Annotated in this window: 11 protein-coding genes and 1 pseudogene; 10 read left to right on the top strand and 2 right to left on the bottom strand. The window is 64.1% G+C overall.

What is annotated here, in order from left to right:
• The first annotated feature begins 79 nt into the window (after window positions 1-79).
• The 7 genes from QJT78_RS10100 to QJT78_RS10070 all read left to right on the top strand — a co-directional run bounded on the left by QJT78_RS10100 (window position 80) and on the right by QJT78_RS10070 (window position 4,555).
• Window positions 80-970 carry an alpha/beta hydrolase gene (locus QJT78_RS10100; protein ID WP_080586509.1) on the top strand — a complete coding sequence of 297 codons (891 nt, stop codon included), beginning with the start codon at window positions 80-82 and terminating at the stop codon, window positions 968-970.
• A 170-nt stretch (window positions 971-1,140) separates the two neighbouring features.
• Window positions 1,141-2,082, top strand: a complete 942-nt coding sequence (locus tag QJT78_RS10095) for a metallophosphoesterase (protein WP_028146965.1) — start codon at window positions 1,141-1,143, stop codon at window positions 2,080-2,082.
• Window positions 2,083-2,106: 24 nt separating this feature from the next.
• Window positions 2,107-2,430 carry a cupredoxin family copper-binding protein gene (locus QJT78_RS10090; RefSeq protein ID WP_028146964.1) on the top strand — a complete coding sequence of 108 codons (324 nt, stop codon included), beginning with the start codon at window positions 2,107-2,109 and terminating at the stop codon, window positions 2,428-2,430.
• A gap of 142 nt (window positions 2,431-2,572) precedes the next feature.
• Window positions 2,573-3,121 carry a sigma-70 family RNA polymerase sigma factor gene (locus QJT78_RS10085; protein ID WP_028146963.1) on the top strand — a complete coding sequence of 183 codons (549 nt, stop codon included), beginning with the start codon at window positions 2,573-2,575 and terminating at the stop codon, window positions 3,119-3,121.
• Entirely contained in the window at window positions 3,118-3,885 is a 768-nt protein-coding gene (locus QJT78_RS10080; protein WP_028146962.1) for an anti-sigma factor, read from the top strand. The genes QJT78_RS10085 and QJT78_RS10080 overlap by 4 nt, the downstream gene beginning before the upstream one ends.
• Window positions 3,886-3,956: 71 nt before the next feature.
• The gene (locus QJT78_RS10075; protein ID WP_028146961.1) at window positions 3,957-4,238 is read left to right on the top strand and encodes a type II toxin-antitoxin system RelE/ParE family toxin; all 282 of its coding nucleotides are present in this window, start codon (window positions 3,957-3,959) and stop codon (window positions 4,236-4,238) included.
• A gap of 11 nt (window positions 4,239-4,249) precedes the next feature.
• Window positions 4,250-4,555 (top strand): HigA family addiction module antitoxin, encoded by a 306-nt coding sequence (locus QJT78_RS10070; RefSeq protein ID WP_028146960.1) that lies wholly within the window; start codon window positions 4,250-4,252, stop codon window positions 4,553-4,555.
• A gap of 9 nt (window positions 4,556-4,564) precedes the next feature.
• On the opposite strand, the gene hpnO is transcribed toward QJT78_RS10070, so the two are convergent.
• The gene (gene hpnO, locus QJT78_RS10065) at window positions 4,565-5,956 is read right to left on the bottom strand and encodes an aminobacteriohopanetriol synthase HpnO (RefSeq protein WP_028146959.1); all 1,392 of its coding nucleotides are present in this window, start codon (window positions 5,954-5,956) and stop codon (window positions 4,565-4,567) included.
• Window positions 5,957-6,097: 141 nt separating this feature from the next.
• Here hpnO and QJT78_RS10060 point away from each other — a divergent pair, with 141 nt between their 5' ends.
• On the top strand, window positions 6,098-6,763 hold the full coding sequence (locus QJT78_RS10060) for a DUF2147 domain-containing protein (RefSeq protein ID WP_028146958.1): 666 nt from the start codon (window positions 6,098-6,100) through the stop codon (window positions 6,761-6,763).
• On the opposite strand, the gene QJT78_RS10055 is transcribed toward QJT78_RS10060, so the two are convergent.
• Complete coding sequence (locus QJT78_RS10055; protein ID WP_028146957.1) at window positions 6,731-9,319, bottom strand: MMPL family transporter; 2,589 nt, start codon at window positions 9,317-9,319, stop codon at window positions 6,731-6,733. The two genes, QJT78_RS10060 and QJT78_RS10055, sit on opposite strands and share 33 nt — an antisense overlap.
• Before the next feature lie 461 nt (window positions 9,320-9,780).
• Here QJT78_RS10055 and ispH point away from each other — a divergent pair.
• Both ispH and hpnH read left to right on the top strand, forming a co-directional pair.
• A pseudogene (gene ispH / locus QJT78_RS10050) lies at window positions 9,781-10,706 on the top strand (4-hydroxy-3-methylbut-2-enyl diphosphate reductase).
• 35 nt (window positions 10,707-10,741) lie between these two features.
• Complete coding sequence (gene hpnH, locus QJT78_RS10045; protein WP_014496816.1) at window positions 10,742-11,902, top strand: adenosyl-hopene transferase HpnH; 1,161 nt, start codon at window positions 10,742-10,744, stop codon at window positions 11,900-11,902.
• The last annotated feature ends 255 nt before the right edge of the window (window positions 11,903-12,157 follow it).

Below are 12,157 nucleotides of genomic sequence, written 5' to 3'. Positions count from 1 at the left end.
AGCGTAGCGCAATCCGGGGACCCATGCACAATTGACCCGGATTACGCTGCGCTCCATCCGGGCTACGATGCATCACTCTATGATCAACCCGCATCGCTTTTCAATCGGCCCGCCCGACACAGAGATCGCCATGCTGCGATGGGGCAAGAGCGGGAGGCCGCCCGCGCTGCTCGTGCACGGCACCGGCTTCGTCGCCGACGTCTGGGACGAGGTCGCCCGCGAGCTTGCATCGACCTACACCATCTATGCGCTCGACCGCCGCGGCCACGGCGCGAGCCACAAGCCCGATGCCTATCATTTCCTTGATTATGCCGAGGATGTCTGCCGGGTGATCGATGCGCTCGATCTGCGCGACGTCTACGGCATCGGCCACAGCGCCGGCGCGACCGATCTCCTGCTCGCGACGAAACTTCGGCCTGGACGCTTCACGCGCCTGTTCGTGATGGAGCCGACCGTGATGGACCCGCGCGCGGTGCGGCCCGGAGGCTTGAGCGAAGACTCGCTCACCCGCGTCCAGGGCACGCTGCGCCGGCGGGCCGAATTCGACAGTGCCGACACCGTGTTCGAACGCTACCGCACAGCGCCGGCGCTTGCCGATTGGACCGAACCATCGCTGCGGGCCTATGTGCGCCACGGCTTCGTGCCGCTGGAGAATGGCCGGGTTCGGCTTTGTTGCACGCCCGAGATCGAATTCGCAATCCTGCGTCCGATCTACGAGGCGATGGAGCAGGTCTATGTCGGCGATGCCCGCGGCAATCCGTTTGTCTCGCTCACCGAGATCGACTGCCCGGTGCGCGTCACCACCGCCGCGAAGTTGGGGCCGATCTACAAGGAGATGGCGCGACGCGCCGTGTCGCTGATTCCGCGCGTCAGCACGATGGTCTTCGAGAGCGCCGGGCACTGCGTGGCGCAGGAAGTGCCGGAACGCGTGGTAGAGGCCCTGCGGGAATTCGCCAAATCCCCTGCGTAGCCCGGATGGAGCGAAGCGTAATCCGGGGATAGCCGCGCCCCCGCATTTCGCTGCGCTCCATGCGGGCTACAATCTCGACCTCACGAAAACGTCATCGCATCCGGGAATAAGTCTCCCCCTCCCCCAATCACCTCCCCGAAGCCCAATTCCGGGCGAAGTGGAGACGTGCGATGAGCGGACACGATCACGGGGACGGCGTCAGCCGCCGCAAGGTGCTGGAATGCATGACCTGGGCCGGCACCGGGGTGCTCTGGACCATCACGGGCGGCGTGCCGCGCTCGCTCGGTATCATCGATTCCGCGCAGGCCGCCACCGCGGCCGCGCCCGGCATGACCTTCCTCCAGATCAGCGACAGCCATGTCGGCTTCGACAAGCCGGCGAACCCCAACGCGCTCGGCACGCTGGAGGAGGCCATCAACAAGATCAACGCAATGCCGGCAAAACCCTCCTTCATGATCCACACCGGCGACATCACGCATCTCTCGAAGGCCGCCGAGTTCGACAATGCCGACCGCATCATCTCGCAGAGCAAGCTCGACGTGCACTACGTGCCGGGCGAGCATGACTTCCTCGACGAGGAGGTGAAGTTCTATCGCGAACGTTACGGCCGCGGCACCAAGGGTGCAGGCTGGTATTCGTTCGACGCCGGCGGCGTACACTTCATCGGCCTCGTCAACGTCGTCGACCTCAAGGCCGGCGGCCTCGGCAATCTCGGCGCCGAGCAGCTTGCCTGGCTCGAGGACGATCTGCGCGGCAAGTCGAAATCGACGCCGATCGTGCTGTTCGCGCACATCCCGCTCTGGACGGTCTATCCCGAATGGGGCTGGGGCACCGAGGACGGCGGCCGCGCGCTGGAACACGTGAAGGGTTTCGGCTCCGTCACCGTGCTGAACGGCCATATCCATCAGGTGATGCAGAAGGTCGAGGGCAACGTCACCTTCCACACCGCGCGTTCGACGGCGTTCCCGCAACCGGCGCCGGGGTCCGCGCCCTCGCCCGGACCGATGAAGGTCGAGGACGCAAAGCTGCGCGGCATGCTCGGCGTCGCCAGCATCAACTTCAAGCAGAACGAACAGCGGCTCGCGATCATCGACACGCCGCTGCAGGGTTGATCCGAGGCTGAACGGAAGCTGACAATGAAAACACTCAATCGCCGCGACTTCGGTGTCGCCGTGGTCGCGGCCATCCTGTTGCCCGCAACGACGGCCCGTGCCGACGACATGGAAGTGCATATCGACAATTTCGTTTTCCAGCCGGCCGAGTTGAAGATCAAGCTCGGCACCACCGTGACCTGGACCAACCGGGACGACATCCCCCACACCGTGGTGTCGGCCGGCAAGTTCAGGTCCAAGGCCCTGGACACCGACGACAAGTTCTCGTTCACCTTCACCAATGCGGGCGACTACAAATATTTTTGTTCGTTGCACCCGCACATGACGGGGATGATCAAGGTTGAGTAACGCCTCGAACCAAGGCATCAACGTCTTGCCCGGCCGGTGGTCCCACGCCGGCCGGGCTCGTGTGCCTTCGGTCACACACCGGGACGAAACGAACAGGGACGAAACAACGCGACGCGCAGAACAAGAGGCAAAGCGAGGAGCGATGCCCGCCAACGACGATTTGCAGAAGGCGCAGCGCTTCCGCGAAGCCGCGCTGCCCTATCTCGACGACGTCTACACGCTCGCGCGCTATCTGCTGCGCGATGCCTCCGACGCCGAGGACGCGGTGCAGGAGTGCTATCTGCGCGCGCTGAAGCACTTTGACAGCTATCGCGGGCCGGCGATGAAGCCCTGGCTGTTCGCGATCCTGCGCAACGTCTGCAACGCCGAATACGCGCGGCGCGCGCACAGGCCCAGCGCGATCGAGGATACGCCCGGCGCCGCCGAGCAAACGCCGATCTGGCAGGAGAGCGAGGCGAGCCCCGAGACCGAGGTGCTGCGCAGCCGCGATGCCGGCGCCATCCGCAAGCTGATCGACGCGCTCGCCGAACCGTTCAAGGAAACATTCGTGCTGCGGGAGATCAACAACCTGTCCTATCGTGAAATCGCCGAGGCCGTCGGCGCCCCCGTCGGCACCGTGATGTCCCGCCTCGCCCGCGCCCGCGCCATGCTGCGCGCGGCCTGGACGGCGGAAGAGGAGCACTCGAGATGACCTGCGACGAAGCAAAAATCCTGCTTCACGCGCTGCTCGACAACGAGCTCGATGCCGGCCACGCGCGCGAGGTCGAAGCCCACATTGCCGGCTGCCCGGACTGCGCCGCGGAGTTTGCTGCACAACGCGAGATGCAGCGCGTGCTCGCCGACACCGATTTGCGCTATGCCGCACCGGCAAGCCTGCGCGCCCGGATCGAAGCGTCGCTGCCGCAGCCGCAGCGCCGGCAACCGACCCGCCGCTCGGTGCTGCGCGGCTTCGCGATGGGCTCTGCCGTGTCCGCGCTCGCCGCTTCCGGCGTCGTCGCCGTGGTGCTGCGCCAGGACGACCAGCAGCGCATCCTGTCGGAGGTCGTCTCCGCGCATCTGCGCTCGCTGCAGGCCGGCCATCTCATCGACGTGGTCTCCACCGACCAGCACACCGTGAAGCCGTGGTTCAACGGCAAGCTCGACGTCGCCCCGCCCGTGATCGATCTCACCGCGCAAGGCTTCACGCTGGTCGGCGGCCGGCTCGACTATATCGACGCCCGCGCCATCGGCGCCGTCGTCTACAAGCGCCGGCAGCATGTGATCAATTTGTTCGTATCACAGACATCGAACGCGGAATATCGCGCGCCGAAGACCGAGACCATGCAGGGCTTCAACTGCCGCCGCTGGGGCAATCGCGGCCTGAACTTCTGGGCCGTCAGCGATATCGGCGCCGACGAGCTCGCCGAGTTCGTCGACAAGTTCGAGGCGGCGATGAAGGCGAATGTGGAGGGGTAGCGGCTCGACAATGTATCATTCCGCGATACGCGAGTATTGCCAAATGTATCAGATAATGATACATTGATTGGGTGATCAGGACGTTTCGGGACAAAACGACTGAGGCAGTCTTCAACGGAGAAAGTCCCAAAGGCTTTCCGGCCGATCTGGTGAGGGCTGCGCGCCGGAAGCTGCGTTATCTGCACGCCGCCGGCGAGCTCAGCGATCTAAGGGCGCCGCCCGGCAACCGTCTGGAGGCCCTGAGCGGCGATCGCAAGGGACAGCACTCGATCAGGATAAATGATCAGTTCCGAGTGTGCTTCATCTGGACACCGCAAGGGCCCGTTGAGGTCGAGATCGTGGACTATCACTAGGGAACGCAGCAATGGCCAAAAAACTCAAGCCCATGCATCCCGGTGAGGTTCTACGAGAAGAGTTTCTAATCCCGCTGAACATGTCCGCTGGCGCGCTCGCCAAGACGTGCGGCTTGCCGCGCACGCGCATCGAGCGGATCGCGAATGAGCAGACCGGAATCACCGCCGACACCGCGCTTCGACTGGCCAAGGCGCTCGGCACAACGGCCGAACTCTGGCTCAATCTTCAGAACGATTATGACATCCAGATCGCGAAGCGCGATCTCGGCAAGGCACTCGACCGCATCGAGACTGTGAACAAGCCCAAGGCGGCCTGAGCAATCGGCTTACGCCGACCGCCGCACCGCGTTGTCCACCAGCGTCTTGCCGAGCGACCAGATCGCGCCGGGGACCTTGTGGCTGCCAGCGATGACGTCGTCGAAGGCGCGCTCGATCCAGCCGCAGTCTTCCTCGGTGATGGTGAGCGGCGGCAGCAGCTTGATGGTGTGGCTGCCGTGACCGGCGACTTGCGTGAGGATCTTGTGGTCCTTGAACAGCGGCACGGTGATGAGCTGGCAGAACAGGCCCTTGTTGGCAGCTTCCAGCACGTTCCAGGACGCCCGGAGCCGTAGCGACTTCGGCGGGCCGAATTCGACGCCGATCATCAGGCCCTTGCCGCGCACTTCCTTCATCAGTTCGTAACCGGGCACCATGCGCGTCAGCGCAAGGCGCAGCTCGGCGCCGCGCTTGGCGGCGGACTCGATCAGCTTCTCGGACTCCATGACGTCGAGCGTCGCGATGCCCGCGGCCATCGCCAGATCGTTCTTGGAGAAGGTGGAGCCGTGCACCACCGCGCGGTCCATCTGGTTGAAGATCTTGTCGAAGATGCTCTTGCGCGTCAGCACGGCGCCGACCGGCACGTGGCCGCCGGACAGCGACTTCGACAGCAGCACCATGTCGGGCTCGACGTTCCAATGCTCGACCGCCAGGAAGCGGCCGGTGCGGCCCATGCCGGTCTGGATCTCGTCGGCGACGAACAGCGTGCCGTATTTCTTGCAGAGCGCAGCAGCGCCCGGCAGGAACTCGTCGGTGGGCATGTTGACGCCCTTGCCCTGGATCGGCTCGACGACGAAGGCCGCGACCTCGCGCGAGGCCAGCGCCTTTTCGAGCGCGGCGAGGTCGTTGAACGGAATAGAGGTGCAGCCCGGCAGCAGCGGCTCGAAGCCGGTGCGGAAGTTCGAATCACCCGTCAGCGACAGCGCGCCGTAGGTCAGGCCATGATAGCCGTGGGCGCAGTAGACGATGCCGGGACGGCCGGTGGCGCCGCGGGCGAACTTGATCGCCGCTTCGACGCATTCGGCGCCGGAATTGGCGAAGAACGCCTTGTCGAGATAGGGGACGTATTTCAGCAGCCGCTCGGCGAGCACGCCGGCGAGCACCGACACGTCGAACTGGACCAGATTGGGCAGGTCGGCATCGAGCACGCTCTTGAGCGCCTCGCGCATGACAGGGTGATTGCGCCCGATCGCGAACACGCCAAAGCCGGACAACAGGTCGAGATAGCGCGCCCCCTCGCGATCGTAGAGGTACTGCCCCTGCCCCTTCTGGAAGCCGACATCGTAGCCGATGGTCTTGAGAACCCGAACGAACTGCTCGTTCAGATACCGATTATGTAGGGTGCTGCGCTGGGCCTGACGGTCCGCGAATAGCTGAGACATGTCTGGATTTGGGCTGTGCATCCGCTACATACTTCGCTTGAGGGCCGGCTCGTCAACTGAAAAGGGACCGTTACCGAAAACGGTCTGTGCGGCCTTTTGCCCTTTTTCGGACCATCTTCGCAAGCACAGCTTTAAACCATGTTGCACTGCCAAGGAACTATCATGCGTTTAGCCCTTTACACCGGACTAATACTGGCTGGCGGCTTCACCGGCCTGACCCCGGCGCTCGCCGCCGATCCGACCGGCGACTGGCGGGTTGCCGACGCCGTTGCCAACATTCGTGTCGCCCAATGCAATGGCAGCATGTGGGGCGCGGTTTCCTGGGAAAAGCAGCCCGGTGGCCGCGATGAATACAATCCGGATCCGTCGAGAAAGACCAGGCCGACGCTGGGCATGGCGACTCTGATCGACATGAAGAAGAAGCCCGGCGTCGATCAGTGGGAAGGGCAGGTCTACAACGCCAAGGACGGCCAGCTCTACAGCGCAACCATCACGCCCGTCGGCACCGACCAGCTCGAAATCAAGGGCTGCGTGATGGGCTTCCTCTGCGGCGGCGAGACCTGGACCCGCGTCGCCCCGCCGATTCCTTTGAGCACCGCCAACGCCATGGCCAAGGGCGCGCCGAAGCCGACCGGCACGGCGCCGAAAGCCCAAGGCACAACGGGCGGCCCCACAACAGGCGGCACGACCGGCGCCAGCGCCACAACGCCGGCCCCTGCCCCCGCAGCCCAGAAGACCGCGACCACCGCCAAGCCCGGTCAGAAGAACGCCGCCGACCCGGTCGGCGACATCTGCCTACTCCCTGAGATTGCGGGGTTTGCCCATTAGGGCCGGCTGGAACAGCAGCACTGCGGCAAGCGTCGTCACCAGCGAGAGTGCGAGCAGCTTGCCCATGCTGGACGTTCCGGGGTGGCTCGACAGCCACAGGCTACCGAACGCGGTCGCCGTCGTCAGCGCGCTGAAAAAGATCGCGCGCGTCAGGCTGGTCTGGAGCAGGTTTGTCCTGCCCGAGCGCCAGGCCACGACATAATAGATCTTGAAGGCGACGCCGACGCCGAGCAGCAGCGGGAACGCGACGATGTTGGCGAAGTTGAGCGGCAGGCCGATCAACACGCAGATTTCGAGCGTGACCGCGCCGGCGACCAGCAGCGGCACCAGCGTCATCAGCACGTCGACGAACCGCCGCAGCGTGATCCAAAGCAACAGGCCGATCACCAGCAGCGCGTAGATGCCGGCGTGGATGAACGCCTTCACCACGGTGTCACCGGATTTCAGGATCGAGACCGGCCCGCCGATCGCGGTCGGCTCGGCAGCGAGCACCGCCGCTGCAAATTTGCGCAGCGTGTCGTTGTCATTGGGATCGCCTTTCGGCAACGCCTCGACGCGGATGATGCCGTCCTTGCTCTTCCAGGCGTTGACGAGATCGGGCGGCAGTGAGTTCAGGGTGACCGGCCCGGCCTGCATCGCGTTCCTGAGCTGATCGAACGCGATCTTGAGCGGCGTGACGAACACGTCCTGCGCCTTGTTCCGCGTCGCCTCGTCGCCATTGGCGAGCTTCTCGAGCGCGTCCGCAAGCCGGCGCGAGGCGACCGCACCCGGGCCCTTCGCGTCACCCGCGGTCCGGCGCAGATTGTCGACCGAGGATTTCAGCGAATCGACGTTCTCCTTGTCGGTCGGCGCCGCGTCGACCTGGTCGGGATTGAGCGCGGGGTTCAGCACCTTGGCGCCCTGCGCGAGCAGCTTCAGCTTCGGCGGCTGGTCTTGCGGCACGAAGCTGTCGAGCGACATCACGCGCAGCACCTCAGGCACCTTCTCGAGCTTCGCCTCGACCTGCCTCGCCTGCTCCTCGGACGTGGTCATCACGTTGATGGCATTGGCGCCGGTGTTCGGATCCTTGCGCAAATCGAGGAAGGTCGCGATCGACTCCGCGTGCGGGTTGCGCAGGTTCATCGGGTTGAAATCGAACTTCATGAAGTAGAGCAGCGGCAGGCCGGCGAGCGCCAGCAGCAGCGTGCCGCCGACGACCAGCACACGGTGCTTCTCCAGGAAGTGATCCAGCGGTGCCAGGAAGGCGTAGCCGACCGGCTCCTTCTCGCCGGGCGGGTTGAGCAGCTTCAGCATGGCCGGCAGGATGGTGATCGAGGAGAGGAACGCGACCAGCATGCCGACACCGGCAATCTGGCCGAGCTCCGCGATGCCCTTGTAGTCGGTCGGCATGAAGCAGAGGAAGCCGGCCGCGGTCGCCATCGCCGCGAGCGAGAGCGGCACCGCCGAGCGTTTCGCAGCCAGCACCAGCGCACCCGAAAGGTCGTTGTGCTTGTAGCGCTCCGAGCGGTAGCGAACGCTGTACTGGATACCGAAATCGACGCCGAGACCGACGAACAGCACCGCGAACGCGATCGACAGCAAGTTGAACGAGCCAACCATCATCAGACCGGCGGCGGTCGTGAGTGCAAGCCCGACGAAGAGATTGACGAACACGGCGAAGATGATCTTCGCCGAATGCAGCGCCAACCACAGGATGAGCAGCACGACCAGCACAGTCCCGACGCCGTTGACGACGGCGCCTTCCTGGACGGTGGCGTATTCCTCGTTGGCGATCGGCACCGGGCCGGTCAGCCGCACCCGCGCCTGGTATTTGGTCGCAAAATCCAGATCCACTGCCGCCTTGCGGATCGCGTCTGTGGCGCCCTTGCCGGGCTCCAGCGCGTTGTAGTCGAGGATCGGCTTGAACTCGATGAAGGCGCGCTTGTCGGAATCGGTCAGCGGCTCGTCGCTGACGAGCTCGCGCCAGGAGAAGCTTGCATTGCCCTTGTTGAGCACGGTCTCGACGGTCTGCGCGATCTGGTTGAAAGGCCGCGCGGTGTTGTCGAGCTTGACCTGGCCGCGCTTGACGCCGGCAAGTCCCGTCTCCAGCGCGCCGGTCAGGCCGCGGATCGAGGGGTCGCCCGCCATGATCTCGACCAAGGGCGCTGCGGATTCGAATTGGCTGGTGATCTTGGCGACTTCCTCGGTCGGCAGGAACAAGAGGCCGTTCTTCTCGAAGAACTCGCCGGTGCCGAGCTGCTGCATCGACTGGAAGTCGGTCTTGTTGTCCTTCAGCTTGGCAAACAGCGCGTCCGAAGCCGCGGTCGCCATCTCCGGCGTCTTCGCCTCGACGACGGCCGTGATGGTGGCATCGCGGTCGAAGGCGCGGTCGAACTGCTGATCCCGCTGGCGCCAGTCCAGATTCTGGGAAATCAGCGAATTGATGTCGGTGTTGATGGCGAAGTGCTGGGACGCGTAGTAGCCCGCCCCCACCGCCAGCAGGAGCCCGAGAACGACGACGAGGGAGGCAAACCGGGTGCAGGCCCTGACGATGGCAACGACTACGCTTTGCAGCATCTTTTCTTTCTGCGGTTAACAGCTTGCCGGAAACGCCCGCTGTTTATCGGAGTTCCCCGGCGAAACCTATTGCTGTTTTGAGTGGTTCTCGCCGCACGAAGGTTCGAGGTAAACGGCGACGGACCGTGGCAAAATCATGCGGGGCGGTCGGTATAGCCGGTGACTTGAGGCGGGAAAGTGGCGAAGCGGTGAGCACAAATGTCGCCATTTTGCTCAGAGCGAACGCCCTATTATAATACCGCAGATGCGCACGGTAACGGAACCAGGGTTTCATCCGGTCTTTCCTTTTTGCCGGTTTTTTGACACAAAGTGCTGTGCCTCCATGCGCCGGGGCCCAGCTAGGTGGGTGGTTACCGCGTGCGCGAAACCAATGGTGCGGTTATTGCAACTCATTGGGCAGTACCGAGGTGCCGCCGGGGACTTGAGAAGCGGATTGGTGCAACTTGCGTGATGGGCGTCCGATGGAAGTTTATCTAGCGCAGCCGCGCGGCTTTTGCGCCGGCGTGGTGCGTGCGATCGAGATCGTGGAACGGGCGCTGGAGAAGTACGGCCCGCCCGTCTACGTGCGCCACGAGATCGTGCACAACAAGTATGTGGTCGAGAGCCTGAAGAACAAGGGCGCGATCTTCGTCGAGGAGTTGTCCGAGGTTCCGCCGAAGGCCGTGACCGTTTTCAGTGCCCATGGCGTCGCCCGCAGCGTCGAGGAAGAGGCGGCCGCGCGCGACCTTCCGGTGCTCAATGCCACCTGCCCGCTGGTCACGAAAGTTCACAATCAGGGGAAGCGCTACATCGCCAGGGGCCGCACCCTGATCCTGATCGGCCATGCCGGCCACCCGAGGTCGAGGGCACGATGGGCCAGGTTCCCGCCCCGGTGCTGCTTGTCCAAAGCGTTGAAGAGATTAAGGCCTTGACGCTGCAGGCGGATACGCCAATGGCCTACATCACCCAGACCACCCTGTCGGTCGACGACACCAAGGACATTATTGCGGCCCTCCAAGCCCGCTTTACAGATATTCAAGGTCCGGATATCCGGGATATCTGCTATGCGACACAGAACCGCCAATCTGCGGTAAGGGACTTGAGCAAGCTGGTCGACGTGATCTTGGTGGTGGGCGCCGCCAATAGCTCGAATTCGAACCGGCTCCGCGAAATCGGCACTGAGGCCGGCGTCGCGAGTTATTTGATTGCCGACGGCAGCGCGCTCAATCCGGAGTGGTTGAAAGATGCCAAGACCGTCGGCGTCACGGCCGGCGCTTCGGCGCCTGAGGTACTCGTGGATGACGTAATCGAAGCGATGCGGCGGATCGGACCGGTCAAGGTCTCGGTGCTGCCGGGCCGCGAGGAAAACATCGAATTCCGGCTTCCCGCCGAACTGGCAGCGAGCTGACCCACCTGAATTCCAAGCCCAGAAAGAAACTTGTAATGGCCATCCCCTTCTTCAAGGAAATGCGTATCGGCGGCTATTTGCTCAAGCAGAAACTGCTTGGCCGCAAGCGCTATCCGCTCGTGCTGATGCTGGAGCCGCTGTTCCGCTGCAACCTCGCTTGCGTCGGCTGCGGCAAGATCGATTATCCGGATGCGATCCTCAACCGCCGCATGACCGCCCAGGAGTGCTGGGACGCGGCCGACGAATGCGGCGCGCCGATGGTCGCGATTCCCGGCGGCGAGCCGCTGATCCACAAGGAGATCGGCGAGATCGTGCGCGGCCTCGTCGAGCGCAAGAAGTTCGTCTCGCTCTGCACCAACGCGCTGCTGCTCGAGAAGAAGCTCGACCTGTTCACGCCCTCGCCGTACCTGTTCTTCTCGGTGCATCTCGACGGCCTGAAGGACCATCACGACAAGGCCGTGTCGCAGAAGGGCGTGTTCGACCGCGCCGTCTCCGCGATCAAGGCGGCCAAGGCGCGCGGCTTCACCGTCAACGTCAACGCCACCATCTTCGACGGCCATCCGGCCGAGGAGATCGCGAAATTCCTCGACCTCACCGTCGAGCTCGGTGTCGGCGTCTCGATGTCGCCGGGCTATGCCTATGAGCGTGCGCCGGACCAGGAGCACTTCCTCAACCGCACCAAGACCAAGAAGCTGTTCCGCGACGTCTTCGCGATGGGCAAGGGCAAGAAGTGGAACTTCATGCATTCCGGCCTGTTCCTGGACTTCCTCGCCGGCAACCAGGAATACGAGTGCACGCCGTGGGGCATGCCCGCGCGCAACATCTTCGGCTGGCAGAAGCCCTGCTATCTGCTCGGTGAAGGCTATGCCAAGACCTTCAAGGAGCTGATGGACACCACCGACTGGGAGACCTACGGCACCGGCAAGTACGAGAAGTGCGCCGACTGTATGGCCCATTGCGGCTACGAGCCGACGGCGGCCACCGCAGCTCTCAACAACCCGCTGAAGGCGATGTGGGTCTCGCTGCGCGGCATCAGGACCTCCGGTCCGATGGCGCCGGAGATCGACATGTCCAAGCAGCGTCCCGCGCAGTACATCTTCTCGGCGGAAGTGCAGAAGCGCCTGTCGGAGATCCGCAAGGACGAGGCAGCCGCTGCGCAGGAGAAGGCCGCTCGGAAGGCTTCGACTGCCGCGTAAGCGCGCGACTCGGCACGAACGAAAAAGGCCCGGTCGCCACCGCGACCGGGCCTTTTCATGTTCGGCGCGAACGCCCCGAGGCAACGATATCCGTGCAGCGCCCACACCATGTGATCCTGGCGGGACCCGGCCTGCAGGCATTCGCCCCGTGGGTCGGTCAAAATCCCCCGGGTATGGTCACTTGAAACTCCCCCACCTGATGATCGCCGTCAGCGCCGCTGAACAGCAGTAGCCGGTCAGGCAGGACGTTTATGT

Source organism: Bradyrhizobium sp. Mp27 (assembly GCF_029953005.1).
GTDB lineage: Bacteria > Pseudomonadota > Alphaproteobacteria > Rhizobiales > Xanthobacteraceae > Bradyrhizobium > Bradyrhizobium barranii.
The sequence above is the reverse complement of the archived record's forward strand: the minus strand, read 5'-3'. Positions and strand labels throughout refer to the sequence as shown.